This is a genomic window from Stenotrophomonas sp. T8, assembly GCF_051853085.1.
Lineage (GTDB): Bacteria > Pseudomonadota > Gammaproteobacteria > Xanthomonadales > Xanthomonadaceae > Stenotrophomonas > Stenotrophomonas sepilia.
Map to the genome: position 1 here is coordinate 4,423,246 of NZ_CP195329.1, position 13,078 is coordinate 4,436,323.

The following is a 13,078-nucleotide window of genomic DNA, read 5'->3' on the forward strand; positions in this document are numbered from 1 at the left end:
CGACCGGCATCACGGTGCCTTGGCTGCATGGTCCAGCGCGAAGTTCAGCGTCACCACGTTCACCCGTGGCTGGCCGAACAGGCCCCACTGGCGCCCTTCGGTATGCGCCTGCACCAGTGCCTGCACGCGCTCCACCGACAGGCCACGGGCACGCGCTACGCGCGCCACCTGCAGCTGCGCCGCCGCCGGCGACAGCTGCGGGTCCAGGCCACCGGCGGACTGGGTGACCAGGTCCGCAGGCACCTGCGCCGGGGCAACGCCTTCGCGTGCGGCCACCGCAGCGGTGCTGGCGGCGACGCGCTCGGCCAGCGTGGGGTTGCTGCGCGCCATGTTGGAACCGGCCGCAGCCATCGGGTCGTAGTTGGCCGCCGACGGACGCGCCTGGAAGTAGCCATCACCGGTGAACGGCTGCGCCAGCCACGCCGAGCCGCGCACCTGGCCGTTGCCGTCGCGCAGCAGGCTGCCCTCGGCCTGGGTCGGGTAGGCCAGGCCGGCGAAGCCGGTGGCGATGCCGGCGTAGACCGCGCCGGCCAGCAGCAGGGTGGCCAGGCCCAGGCCGATCGCCGGGCGCCAGCTTGCGCCATCCTGCAGGCTCGCCACGCGGGCCTCGGCTTTCTGTTCGCGGGGAAGGGAAGACGAAGTGGAAACAGTACGGTTCATGCGCCGAATACCAGGACAAGAAGGAGGTCGATCGCCTTGATCGCTGCGAACGGCAGCAGCACGCCGCCGAGGCCGTACACCAGCATGTTCCGGCGCAGCAGCGCGGTGGCGGTGGCCGGGCGGAAGCGCACGCCACGCAGGGCGAGCGGAATCAGGGCGGGAATCACCAGGGCGTTGAAGATCAGCGCTGCCAGCACCGCATTGCGCGGGCTCGACAGCTGCATCACGTTCAGTGCAGCCATGGCCGGAACCGCAGCGGCAAACAGCGCCGGCAGGATCGCGAAGTACTTGGAGACGTCGTTGGCCAGCGAGAAGGTGGTCAGCGCGCCACGGGTGATCAGCTGCTGCTTGCCCACCTCCACCACCGCCAGCAGCTTGGCCGGGTCCGAATCGAGGTCGACCATGTTGCCGGCCTCCTTCGCCGCCTGCGTGCCGGAGTTCATCGCCAGGCCGATGTCCGCCTGGGCCAGCGCGGGAGCGTCGTTGGTGCCGTCGCCGACCATCGCCACCAGCCGGCCGCCGGCCTGCTCCTGGCGGATGCGCGCCAGTTTGTCCTCCGGGCGGGCCTCGGCGATGTAGTCATCGACGCCGGCTTCGGCAGCGATGGCAGCGGCGGTCAGCGGGTTGTCGCCGGTGATCATCACCGTGCGGATGCCCATCGCGCGCAGCTGCGCGAACTTCTCGCGCATGCCGTGCTTGACCACGTCCGACAGCTCGATCACGCCCAGCACGTGGCGACCCTCGGCCACCACCAGCGGGGTGGCGCCATTGCGCGCCACCTGCTCGACGCGACCGGCCAGTTCCGCCGGCACGTTGCCGCCCAGCGCCTGTACGTGGGCGCGGATCGCATCGGCGGCACCCTTGCGGATCTGCCGGCCATGTTCCAGGTCCACGCCGGACATGCGGGTCTGTGCACTGAACGCCAGGTACTCGGCATGGTCCGGCTCGGCGGTGGCGCAACCCTGCTCGCGCGCCAGGCGTACGATCGACTTGCCTTCCGGGGTCGGGTCGGCCAGCGAGGACAGCAGCGCCGCTTCACGCAGCTGGCTGGCGTCGATGCCGGCCAACGGATGGAAGTGGCTGGCCTGGCGGTCGCCGTAGGTGATGGTGCCGGTCTTGTCCAGCAGCAGCACGTCGACGTCGCCGGCCACTTCCACCGCCTTGCCCGACTTGGCCAGCACGTTGGCAGCCAGCGCACGGTTCATGCCGGCGATGCCGATGGCCGGCAGCAGCCCGCCGATGGTGGTCGGGATCAGGCATACCAGCAGCGCGATCAGCAGCAGCGGATCGACCTGCACGCCTACCGCCGCACCGATCGCCGGCAGCGTCGCCACCACCACCAGGAAGGTCAGCGTCATCGCTGCGAGCAACAGGGTCAGCGCGATCTCGTTCGGCGTCTTCTGACGGTTGGCACCTTCCACCAGCGCGATCATCCGGTCCAGGAAGCTGTGCCCCGGCTCGGCGGTCACCCGCACGATGATCTGGTCGGACAGTACTTTGGTGCCGCCGATCACGCCGGAACGGTCGGTACCGGCCTCGCGCAGCACCGGGGCGGATTCGCCGGTCACCGCCGCCTCGTTGATGGTGGCCAGGCCCTGCACGATCTCGCCATCGGCCGGCACCAGCTCACCGGCACTGACGATCACATGGTCGCCCGGGCGCAGCTCGGCGGCAGGTACCTGGGTTTCCGCAGCCCCCGGCTGCGGCGCGGCCAGACGGCGCGCCACCAGATCCTGGCGAGCGCGGCGCAGCGATGCGGCCTGGCCACGGCCACGCGCCTCGGCCACTGCTTCGGCGAAATTGCCGAACAACACGGTCACCAGCAGGATCGCGGTCACCGCCAGGCCGAAGCCCAGCGGCGCATTGCCGGTCAGTGTGACGATGGCGGCGACGATCGTGCCGGCCATCACCACCGCCATCACCGGGCTGCGCACCAGGTGCATCGGCGAGAGCTTGCGTACTGCTTCGACCAGCGCACGGCGCAGGCCGGCGCCATCAAGCAGCGCAGGGCGCGGGGCAAGGGAACTACGGGTGGAACTTGCGTGGGTACTCATCGGGGTGTCCTTAGTGCAGTCCCAGGCTGAGGTGGTCGGCGATCGGGCCGAGTACCAGCGCCGGCATGAACTGCAGCACGGTCAGGATGACGATCACCGAGACCAGGGTCAGGGCGAAGGTCGGGGTTTCGATCTGCAGGCTGCCGGCAGACTCCGGCGCCTGGCGCTTGGCGGCCAGCTGCGCGGCCACCACCAGCGGGATGATCAGCAGCGGGAAGCGGCCCAGCAGCAGCACCAGCGAGCAGCTCAGGTTCCACCACAGCGTGGCGTCGCCCAGCCCCTCGAAGCCCGAGCCGTTGTTGGCGTAGGCCGAGACGTACTCGTAGAACACCTGGCTGATGCCATGGAAGCCCGGGTTGGAGGTAGCGGCCAGCCCGGGCACGGCCAGGGTGATCGCGGTGAACACCAGCAGGGTGATCGGCTGCAGCAGCACCAGCAGGGCCAGCAGGCGTACCTGTGGCGTCTCCAGCTTGCGGCCGAACAGTTCCGGCGTACGTCCAGTCATCAACCCGGCCAGGAACACGCCCAGCAGCAGGTACACGATGAACTGCTGCAGGCCACAGCCGATGCCGCCCCAGATCGCGCTGACCAGCATGTTGACCATCGCGATGCCGCCACTCAGCGGCGCCAGCGAGTCATGCATGCCGTTGACCGACCCGTTGGAGACCTGGGTGGTCACCGCCGCCCACAGCGCCGTGCCGTCGGCGCCGAAGCGCACCTCCTTGCCTTCCATCAGCAGCGGCGTGGCGGCGCTGGCACTGTGCCCTTCGCTCCACACCATCGCGCCGGTGGACAGCAGCGACATGCCCAGCATGCAGCTGAACACCAGGGCGCCGAACCGGCGCCGGCCGGTGAATGCACCGATCATGAAGATCACCGCCATCGGCACCAGCAGGATGCCGACGATTTCCAGCGCGTTCGACAGCGGGGTCGGGTTTTCCAGCGGGAAGCTGCTGTTCGGGCCGTACCAGCCGCCACCGTTGGCGCCCAGCTGCTTGGCCGCGACCATCGCCGCCACCGGGCCCAGCGGCAGCTTCTGTCCGGCCATGCCGGCGCTGGCATCGATCGGCGTGGCCTGCGGGCCACCGGCCATCGTCGACGGCACGCCCTGGCTGGTCAGCAGCAGGGTCCACACCAGGCACAGCGGCAACAGGAAGCGCACGCACAGGCGCACCACGTCCACGTAGTAGTTGCCCACCGCCACCTGGCGGTCATCGCCGGTACTGGTGGCCGCCGCAGCCTGCGGCGCACGCGAGAACAACGCGCGCAGCGTGGCCACCGCCAGCGCCAGGCCCATCATCGGTGTCACCACCTGCAGGCCGGTGATGCCGGTCATCTGCGAGAGGTAGGACAGCTGCGCCTGGCCCGAATAGTGCTGCTGGTTGGTGTTGGTCAGGAACGAGATCATCGTGTGCAGCGCGGTGTCCCAGCGCATGTTCGGGATCTGGTCCGGGTTCAACGGCAACCAGGCCTGGGTCATGAACACCGCCTGGGTCAGTACGGCGACCACCGCGTTGCTCAGCACGAAGGCCAGCACGTAGCCGCGCCAGGACATCGCGCGCGAGGGATCGACGCCGAACACCTTGTACAGCGGCTTCTCGATCCAGTTGAACAGCACGTCGGCCCTCATCGGCGTGCCGCGCATCACCCGCGCCAGGTACAGGCCCAGCGGCCACGCCAGCAACAGGCTGGCGGCAATAATCACAAGCATCTCGGTCATGGCAGGCTCCGCTCAGAACGACTCGGGCCGCAGCACGACATAAAGGAGATAGGCGGCGGCGACCAGCACCAGCACGCCACACAACAACGACAGCCAGGGGGACATTGCAATAGCGTCCTGGTGGAACCCCTCCACCTCAGGCCGTCATCGTCGTCCTGCCGCCCATAAACGCACTACGCGCCGGACCGTGCCGACGCGTAAAGAGTGCATAAATTCCGTGGGCCAAGCCGTAACCAGGCGCCGCCTACTGTAGAGCCGGGCCCATGCTGGGCTGCTCTTTCCCAAGGTCACGCGGAGCCGAGCATGGGCTCGACTCTACAAGCGAATCACGGTGCCTGGCTTGCTGGCGCCACGCCCTTCAGCTCGCGATAACGCTGCAGGGTGCTTTCAATTTCCGCCTTCAGCGCCTGCTGCTGCTGCAGGAACCCGGCCTGCAGGCGCTGCTGCGCCTGCAACTGCACGTGCCGCTGACGGATCGCCTCGGCCTGCTTGTCGGCGACCTTGCCACCGGCCAGTTCTCGGTCACCGGCGGCCGACAGCAGCGCCACCAGTGATTCGCGCAGGCTGGTGACGTTGTACTCGGCGGTCTTGAGGTTGTTGTCCAGCACTTCCTGGCGCTCGGCAAACACCCGGCGCAGGTCCTCCTCGCTGCCATAGGTGGACAGCATCGCCTGCTCGGTACGCTGGCGGGTCTGCTCGGCCATCAGGTCCAGCTGCTGCTGCTGCGCCTGGGTGCTGGCCGCGGCGCGCTCTTCGTCGGTCAACGCGCGCTGGACCTGCGCATTGCGCAGGCCGCTCTTCGCGTTGAACTCCTCGCGGGCGTGATTGACCGCATCGGCTGGCAGCGAATCGCTGCAGATCCGCTCCTTGCCCTCGTTCCAGCAGTACAGCTTCTTTTCCACTTTGCCGCCGTCGCGCGACTGCGCCGGCACGGTGGACGGCACGGCCAGCAGCAGGCCGGCAAAGAGAACGGCAGGAACTCGGGACATGACCTTTCCCCTGGGTCGGTCAGCGGATCGAACGGACGCCGTACTGGGCCCGGTAGGCTTCCAGCGGCTGGCGGTAACCCACAAGTTCCGGGTTGCCGGAGGCGAAATCAAGCAGATCGGCCAGCGACGCCACGGCGATCACCGGAATCCCGGCCTCTTCGGCCACCGACTGCGCCGCCGAGCGGCGGTCGGTTTCCGAGGCGATCTCCTGGCGGTCCAGGGCTACCACGATGCCGGCCGGGGTGCCGCCGGCAGCGCGGATGATGCCCAGCGCTTCGCGGATCGCGGTACCGGCGGTGATCACGTCGTCGACGATCAGCACGCGCTTGGCATTCATGTCAGCGCCGATCAGCTGGCCACCTTCGCCGTGGTCCTTGGCTTCCTTGCGGTTGAATGACAGCGGCAGGTCGCGGCCGCGCTGGGCCAGCTCGCAGGCCATCGCGGTGGCCAGCGGGATGCCCTTGTAGGCCGGGCCGAACACCACGTCGTACTTGATCCCGCTGGCATCGATGGCATCGGCATAGCAGGCGCCGAGCTGGGACAGCAGCGAACCGGAGTCGAAACGGCCGGCGTTGAAGAAATAGGGGCTCAGCCGGCCGGACTTGAGGGTGAACTGGCCGAAGCGCAGGGCGTCGGCGGTCAGGGCCAGCTGCAGGAAACGGTGGCGGTGGTCGCTCATCAAAACTCGATTCATCTTCATTTGGAGCACAAATCCTAATCCAGCTGGGCGTTTCGCGCTCGTCCGGCCCCGCGTGAAGCCTGTCGCGGCGTTGCCTGGCGGACTGCGCAGCCCCACGGGCAACCGGTATGCTTGCCCGGTTTCCCGCCGCAGGTCCCCGCATGCGCATCATCAGTTTCAACGCCAATGGCATCCGTTCCGCCGCGACCAAGGGCTTCCTGGACTGGTTCCGGGCCCAGGACGCCGACGTCCTGTGCATCCAGGAAACCAAGGCCCAGGAAGACCAGCTGACCGACCCGATGTTCCGTCCGGATGGCCATCACTGCTTCTACCGCGACGCCATCACCAAGAAGGGCTACAGCGGCGTGGCGATCTACAGCAGGCGCGAGCCGGACCAGGTCATCACCTCGCTGGGCTGGGCCCCGTTCGACGACGAAGGCCGCTACATCGAGGCGCGCTACGGCAATCTCAGCGTGGTCTCCTTCTATATTCCCTCCGGCAGCTCGGGTGACCTGCGCCAGGGCTTCAAGTTCGAAGTGATGGAATGGCTGCGCCCGATCCTGGAGGAGTGGGCGCGCAGCGGCCGCGACTACGTGCTGTGCGGCGACTGGAACATCGTGCGTTCGGCGCTGGACATCAAGAACTGGAAGTCCAACCAGAAGAATTCCGGCTGCCTGCCGGAGGAACGCGACTGGCTCAACGCCCTCTGCGCCGACCACGGCCAGGCCACCGATGTCGCCGCCGGCCGCGGTTGGGCCGATGCCTACCGCCTGCTCAATCCCACCGGCGAGGACTACACCTGGTGGAGCAACCGCGGCGCCGCCCGCGCCAACAACGTCGGTTGGCGCATCGACTACCAGTTCATCACGCCGGGCCTGCGCGACAAACTGCGTAGCTGTTCGATCTACCGCGACGAGCGCTTCTCCGACCACGCCCCGTTCACCGTGGACTACGACCTGTGACCGAGGCCGCCACACCGGTCAGCTACAAGGGCTGGGCAGGCATCAAGCGCGCCTTCGGTACCCCGTCGGCGCTGACCATGGCCATGCTTGGCTTCGGCAGTGGCCTGCCGTTCCTGCTGATCGCTTCGCAGACGCTGTCCACGCGCCTGCGCGACGTCGGCCTGGACCTGGGCAGCATCGGCCTGATCAGCCTGGCCAGCTTCTTCTACCTGCTCAAGTTCCTGTGGGCGCCGCTGCTGGACCGCTATGCATTTCCGCTGCTGGGCGCGCTCGGCCGCCGCCGTTCGTGGCTGCTGGTATCGCAGGTGCTGGTGCTGGTCGGCCTGGTCGCACTGGCCTTCGTGCGGCCGGAAGAGGGCGTCTGGCCACTGGTGATGTGGGTGCTGGTGGCGTCGTTCGCTGGCGCCACCCAGGACTCGGCGGTCGATGCCTACCGTATCGAGATCGCTCCGCAGACCGCGCAGGCCGCGCTGGCGGCCACCTATACGCTGGGCTACCGGATCGGCCTGATCCTGGCCGGTGCCGGCGCGCTGTACCTGGCGCAGTTCGAAGGCTGGATCGTCGCCTACCTGGCGATGGCCGCGCTGATGCTGCTGCCGATCGTCACTACCCTGCTGTGCGCCGAGCCGGAGCGCCCGGCCACGGCGGTGCAGCGTCGCATCGATATCGCCGAAGCCTTCGTCCAGCCCATTTCCAGCTTCTTCAGCCGTAATGGCGTGGCGTTGGCATTGGTGCTGCTGGCCTTCGTCGGCCTGTTCAAGTTCCCCGATCAGGTGATCGGCGTGATGGCCGGGCCGTTCTATCTCGATTCGGGGTTCGACAAGGCCGACATCGCCACCGTGTCCAAGCTGTTCGGTGTATGGATGGGGATCGGCGGTGCGTTCCTGGGGGGTATTGCGGTGGCCGCATTCGGCTTCCGGCGCATGCTGCTGGTGGCCGCACTGGGCGTGGCGATGTCCAACCTCGCCTTCCTGCTGATGGCGCACAACCCAGGCAAGCTGTGGGCGTTCTATGCCGCGCTCAGTGCCGACAACCTGTTCCAGGGGTTCGCCGGCACCGTGCTGGTGGCCTTCATGTCGTCGCTGACCGACCGCAACTTCACCGCCACGCAGTACGCATTGCTGGTATCGCTGGCCAACCTGCCGGGCAAGTTCATCGGCGGTGTCTCCGGATACATCGTTGAGGCGACGTCCTACAGCACGTTCTTCATCCTCAGCTCGGTCACTGTGGTGCCGACCCTGCTGCTGCTGGCCTGGCTGTGGCCGCGGATCGCCGACCGCGGGCCGCCACCGGTCGCCTGATTGCCTGCCCGCCCGGACTGCGGGATCATCGCCCCCGACGCGCCGAGGGGGCGGTGCCTTGCGAACGGGGAAGTGAGCATGGCCGACGTTGTGCTGCGGGACCTGGACCCGCTGCTGCTGGAACGTATCAGACGTGTCGCGGTCGCCCGCGGCTGGACCCATGAACAGACCTGCGCCGCCTTGTTGGAGCAGGGCCTGTTCAGCAGTGAACTGGAGGTCCGCTCCGGTTTCGGCGATCCCGAAGTGGACGCCCTCTCCGATGCGATCGCCGCCTTGCAGGCCTTGCCCGCAGGGCAGGGCTTCGATTAGCGGCTTTGTAGAGGTAGAGCCGAGCCCACGCTCGGCTGCCCGGTGAATCCACGCCCTGCGTGGATGGCGCCACCTCACGCCAGGTGGATTGCCCCCAGGATCCGCGGCCCCGTCGCCCCGGTCACGCTCGGCAGGTTGCCGGCCAGCCCGTCCATCGTCCGCTGCGCCAGCCAGGCAAAGCCCATCGCCTCCACGTACTCCGGGTCCAGCCCGTGCAGCGCGCTGGACTCCACCTGCACCTCCGGCAGCCGCGCCGCCAGCCGCTTCATCAGCTGCCGGTTGCGCACGCCGCCGCCACAGACCAGCAGGCGCCGGGTCTGCGGCTGCTGCGCCAGCAGCGCGTCGGTCACGGTCGTCGCGGTCAGCTCCAGCAGGGTGGCCTGCACATCGGCAGCGGCATATTCGCCTTCCCCCATGTGCGCCTCGGCCCAGGCCAGGTGGAACTGCTCGCGCCCGGTGCTCTTCGGCGGCGGCAGCGCGAACCACGGGTCCGAACGCCAGCCGGCCAGCAGGCCCTCGTCCACCGCGCCACTGGCGGCATACGCGCCATCGGCATCGAAGGTACGGCCGGTGTGGCGCTGGCACCAGGCATCCATCAGCGCGTTGGCCGGGCCGGTATCGAAGCCGCGCACCGCGCCTTCGCGCGGGATCAGGGTCAGGTTGGCGATACCGCCCAGGTTGAGCACGGCACGGTCCTCGTCGGCGGCGCCCAGCATGCCGAGGTGGAAGGCCGGCATCAGCGGCGCGCCATGTCCCCCGGCCGCCACGTCGCGGCGACGGAAGTCGGACACCGTGGTGATTCCGGTCAGCTCGGCGATGCGGTTGCCGTCGCCCAGCTGCACGGTGAACGCCGGATCGGCCAGCGGGCGGTGGCGCACGGTCTGGCCGTGCGAGCCGATCGCGCGCACCTGGCTGCGATCCACGCCGGCTTCGGCCAGCAGCTGGTTGGCAGCCTCGGCGAAGTTGATCGCAATCCGCGCGTCCAGTTCGCCCAGCTCCTCCAGCGAATCCAACGGGCCACCTTCGCCCAGCGCCACCAGCCGCGCGCGCAGCACCGGTTCCCAGCGGGCGGTCAGGCCGTGCACGAAGCGGCAGCCACCGCCCGCGGGAAACTGCACCAGCGCAGCGTCGATGCCGTCGGCGCTGGTGCCCGACATCAGGCCAAGGTACAGGGGGGCGTCAGCGTCGGCAGTGGTGTTCATGGCGGGCATAAAAAAGGACGCGGCAAGCTTGGGCTGCCGCGTCCTTGTTCGTCAACGCAGCGCGCTCAGCCGCGCTTGCGGCCGGTCGACTGCTTGTCCTTGGCGCTGGCCACCTCGGCGGCGGCCTCGTCGCGGCTGGTCGGTGCCGGGCTGGCATCGGCGTAGATCAGCTTCTCCATGCCCTGGATGCGGGCCATCGCCGGCGCGGTCTGCGCGCGGAAGGCGACCAGCTCGGCGCCCTTCAGCGGCTCCGGCGGCGGCATGGTCACGGTCAGCGGGTTGCGGTGCTCGCCGTTGACGCGGAATTCGTAGTGCAGGTGCGGGCCGGTGGCCAGGCCGGTCGAGCCGACGTAGCCGATCACCGTGCCCTGGGCCACGCGCTGGCCGGTCTTGATGTTCGCAAAGCGCGACATGTGGCCGTACAGGGTGGTGTGGCCGCGACCGTGGTCGAGGATCACCACGTTGCCGTAGCCGCGCTGCACGCCGGCGAACTGCACGCGGGCGTCGCCGGCGGCCATGATCGGGGTGCCGGTGCGCGCGGCGTAGTCCACGCCCTTGTGCATGCGCATCTTGCCCAGCACCGGGTGCTTGCGTGCGCCGAAGGTCGAGCTCAGCCGCGCGAACGGGATCGGCATGCGGATGAAGCTCTTCTTCAACGAACGGCCGTTGATGTCGTAGTACTCGGACTTGCCGTTGCGGTCGAAGCGGAAGCCGGAATAGGTCTTGCCCCCGGTGGTGAAGGTCGCCGCCAGGATCTTGCTGGTGTCCACCTTCTCGCCTTCGCGCCAGGTCTCGTCCATCACCACGCTGAAGCGGTCGCCCGGCTGCAGGTCCTTGGAGAAGTCGATGTCGTACTTGAAGATGTCGTCGGTCATCGTCGCGATCGCCGACGGCGACAGCCCGGCCCGGCGGGCCGCGGCATACAGCGAACTGGTGATCTCGCCGCTGGTGACCACGGTACGCGTGGAGGTCTCGCGCCGCGTCACCTTCTCCTTGATGTCATCGCCGGTCAGGCTCAGTTCCACCCGGTTGTCGGCGTCGCGATCGAAGCGGATGCTGCGCAGGTCGCCGGACAGCGGCATGTCGAAGGCGATCTCGGCGCCCGGGCGCAGCTTGGTCAGCGCCTCGCGCGCACCGGGGTGCTCCAGCACCCGGTGCAGGGTGCTGGCCGGAATGCCGGCTTTGTCGAACAGGTCGCTCAGGGTCTGGCCGCGCTGGATGCGCAGCACCTGCCAGCTGTCGCCCGGCACCTGCTGCTGGCGGGCCATGGTCAACGGCGGCAGCGGCAGCGCCAGGCTGGTGTGGCTGTCCGCGTAAGGCGCATCAATGGTGTGCGAGAAACCGGGGACGATCGTCGCCACCAGGGCGCCGATGGTCGCAAACAGGCTGGCGTGCATCCAATGGCGGCGGGTCCAGCGCTCATTGAAGGCGGCGGGAAGGTGTTGCCTGAGCTTCCGATGCAGGGCGTTGTCGTGCAGGACGTGAAGGCGTTCCTGGAAGCGCTGCTTGCGTGCGCGCCCTTGTTCGGAATTGTGCATCGGCGGTCTTTTCCTGGCGGCCCGGGAGCGCGGGCCTGATCGGCGGTTACCATAGACACCTGAGAAAACCGCGTCAAACCCTTGTGCCCATTGGCTTTTGTGAAGCCAATCGGGTTAACTTTGCTTTAACACCCCACACAAGAATCGGCGTTGCCGGGAGTAGTCACGTGTCCTCGATTGAAGAAGCCCTTGCCCTGATCGGCCGCGGTGCCGACGAGATCCTCAAGCTCGAGGATCTGCGCGCGCGCCTGCAGGAAGGCCGCCCGCTGCGGATCAAGGCCGGCTTCGACCCCACTGCGCCCGACCTGCACCTGGGCCACACAGTGCTGCTGAACAAGATGCGCCAGTTCCAGGACCTTGGCCACCAGGTCATTTTCCTGATCGGCGACTTCACCGGCATGATCGGCGATCCCTCGGGCAAGAGCCTCACCCGCAAGCCGCTCAGCCGCGATGACGTGCTGGCCAACGCCCGTACCTATGAGGAACAGGTGTTCAAGGTGCTGGACCGCAGCCGTACCGAAGTCCGCTTCAACTCGGAGTGGTTCGGCAAGATGGGCGCGGCCGACATGATCCGCCTGGCCGGGCAGCACACCGTGGCACGCATGCTCGAGCGCGACGACTTCGCCAAGCGCTATGCCGCCCAGCAGTCCATCGCCATCCATGAGTTCCTGTACCCGCTGGTGCAGGGCTACGACTCGGTGGCCCTGGAGGCCGACGTCGAGCTGGGCGGTACCGACCAGAAGTTCAACCTGCTGATGGGCCGTGGCCTGCAGGAACACCATGGCCAGAAGCCGCAGGTGGTGCTGACCATGCCGCTGCTGGAGGGCCTGGACGGCGTCAACAAGATGTCCAAGTCGCTGGGCAACTACATTGGTATCAGCGAGCCGGCCATCGACATCGTCACCAAGACCATGAAGGTGGACGACACCCTGATGTGGCGCTGGATCGAGCTGCTGTCCTTCGACATCAGCCAGGCGGAGGCCGTGCAGCTGCGCGAGCAGGTGACCAATGGCGACCTGAACCCGCGCGTGGTCAAGCTGCGCCTGGCGCGTGAGCTGGCGACCCGTTTCCACGACGCCGTGGCGGCAGAGCAGGCGATTGCCGGCTGGGAAGCGGCGGTGACCGGGCAGGGCGACATCACCCAGTTGCCGCTGCAGGATGTGGCGATCCCGGCCGAAGGCCTGCGTATTGCCGCGTTGCTGACGGCGGCCGGCCTGACCCCGAGCAACTCCGAAGCCAACCGCAAGCTCAAGGAGCGCGCGGTGAAGGTGGACGGTGAAGTGGTTGAAGACGGCCAGCAGGTGCTGCAGCCGGGCTTCGAAGGCCTGCTGCAGGTCGGCAAGCGCACCTTCGCCCGCGTGCGCCTGGTTGCTGGCTGAGAAGAAGGAAGGGCCGGCGCCAGCCGGCCCTTCCTTCTGCTCTTGTAGAGCCAAGCCCACGCTCGGCTGCTCTTCACGGGTTCCTGCCGCAGCGCGGCGCATGAACAGATGCAACATCCGGTGAAAAAAATCGCCACACCCCCTTCACAAATGATGGGAATGGGGACATACTTCTCCTCCCCCGTCGCAGGGGTCGCCACCAAGGGGCTTCAGCGACACCAGGGCGCCCACCACCGTCGAACGAAATAATCGAACGAAGGTGTTGACGGACTGAAAAAGTCTGGC

Annotated in this window: 12 protein-coding genes; 4 read left to right on the forward strand and 8 right to left on the reverse strand. The window is 67.9% G+C overall.

What is annotated here, in order from left to right; all coding sequences use genetic code 11:
- Positions 1 to 9: 9 nt before the first annotated feature.
- The 6 genes from kdpC to pyrE all read right to left on the reverse strand — a co-directional run bounded on the left by kdpC (position 10) and on the right by pyrE (position 6,102).
- A complete protein-coding gene (kdpC, locus tag ACSDHM_RS20405; RefSeq protein WP_353080348.1) occupies positions 10 to 660 on the reverse strand; it encodes a potassium-transporting ATPase subunit KdpC in 651 nt (216 codons plus the stop codon).
- Positions 657 to 2,714, reverse strand: a complete 2,058-nt coding sequence (gene kdpB, locus ACSDHM_RS20410) for a potassium-transporting ATPase subunit KdpB (protein WP_088497602.1) — start codon at positions 2,712 to 2,714, stop codon at positions 657 to 659. Before kdpB ends, kdpC begins: the two co-directional genes overlap by 4 nt.
- Before the next feature lie 10 nt (positions 2,715 to 2,724).
- Positions 2,725 to 4,434 carry a potassium-transporting ATPase subunit KdpA gene (kdpA, locus tag ACSDHM_RS20415; protein WP_334271707.1) on the reverse strand — a complete coding sequence of 570 codons (1,710 nt, stop codon included), beginning with the start codon at positions 4,432 to 4,434 and terminating at the stop codon, positions 2,725 to 2,727.
- A 12-nt stretch (positions 4,435 to 4,446) separates the two neighbouring features.
- Positions 4,447 to 4,539: a potassium-transporting ATPase subunit F gene (locus ACSDHM_RS20420; protein ID WP_005407770.1), complete on the reverse strand. Its 93-nt coding sequence runs from the start codon at positions 4,537 to 4,539 to the stop codon at positions 4,447 to 4,449.
- A gap of 221 nt (positions 4,540 to 4,760) precedes the next feature.
- Entirely contained in the window at positions 4,761 to 5,423 is a 663-nt protein-coding gene (locus ACSDHM_RS20425; RefSeq protein ID WP_134972362.1) for a hypothetical protein, read from the reverse strand.
- 19 nt (positions 5,424 to 5,442) lie between these two features.
- The gene (pyrE, locus tag ACSDHM_RS20430) at positions 5,443 to 6,102 is read right to left on the reverse strand and encodes an orotate phosphoribosyltransferase (protein ID WP_439426533.1); all 660 of its coding nucleotides are present in this window, start codon (positions 6,100 to 6,102) and stop codon (positions 5,443 to 5,445) included.
- Between the two features lie 161 nt (positions 6,103 to 6,263).
- On the opposite strand from pyrE, the gene ACSDHM_RS20435 reads away from it, so the two are divergent.
- From ACSDHM_RS20435 to ACSDHM_RS20445, 3 genes are all read left to right on the forward strand, one after another.
- Positions 6,264 to 7,064 (forward strand): exodeoxyribonuclease III, encoded by an 801-nt coding sequence (locus ACSDHM_RS20435; RefSeq protein WP_069140053.1) that lies wholly within the window; start codon positions 6,264 to 6,266, stop codon positions 7,062 to 7,064.
- Entirely contained in the window at positions 7,061 to 8,365 is a 1,305-nt protein-coding gene (locus tag ACSDHM_RS20440) for an AmpG family muropeptide MFS transporter (protein WP_049413991.1), read from the forward strand. Before ACSDHM_RS20435 ends, ACSDHM_RS20440 begins: the two co-directional genes overlap by 4 nt.
- Before the next feature lie 78 nt (positions 8,366 to 8,443).
- On the forward strand, positions 8,444 to 8,674 hold the full coding sequence (locus tag ACSDHM_RS20445; protein ID WP_005420465.1) for a hypothetical protein: 231 nt from the start codon (positions 8,444 to 8,446) through the stop codon (positions 8,672 to 8,674).
- A gap of 74 nt (positions 8,675 to 8,748) precedes the next feature.
- On the opposite strand, the gene ACSDHM_RS20450 is transcribed toward ACSDHM_RS20445, so the two are convergent.
- Both ACSDHM_RS20450 and ACSDHM_RS20455 read right to left on the reverse strand, forming a co-directional pair.
- Complete coding sequence (locus tag ACSDHM_RS20450; protein WP_334271705.1) at positions 8,749 to 9,876, reverse strand: anhydro-N-acetylmuramic acid kinase; 1,128 nt, start codon at positions 9,874 to 9,876, stop codon at positions 8,749 to 8,751.
- A gap of 65 nt (positions 9,877 to 9,941) precedes the next feature.
- The gene (locus tag ACSDHM_RS20455; RefSeq protein ID WP_180868022.1) at positions 9,942 to 11,414 is read right to left on the reverse strand and encodes a M23 family metallopeptidase; all 1,473 of its coding nucleotides are present in this window, start codon (positions 11,412 to 11,414) and stop codon (positions 9,942 to 9,944) included.
- Positions 11,415 to 11,581: 167 nt separating this feature from the next.
- On the opposite strand from ACSDHM_RS20455, the gene tyrS reads away from it, so the two are divergent.
- Complete coding sequence (gene tyrS, locus ACSDHM_RS20460) at positions 11,582 to 12,793, forward strand: tyrosine--tRNA ligase (RefSeq protein ID WP_088497597.1); 1,212 nt, start codon at positions 11,582 to 11,584, stop codon at positions 12,791 to 12,793.
- The last annotated feature ends 285 nt before the right edge of the window (positions 12,794 to 13,078 follow it).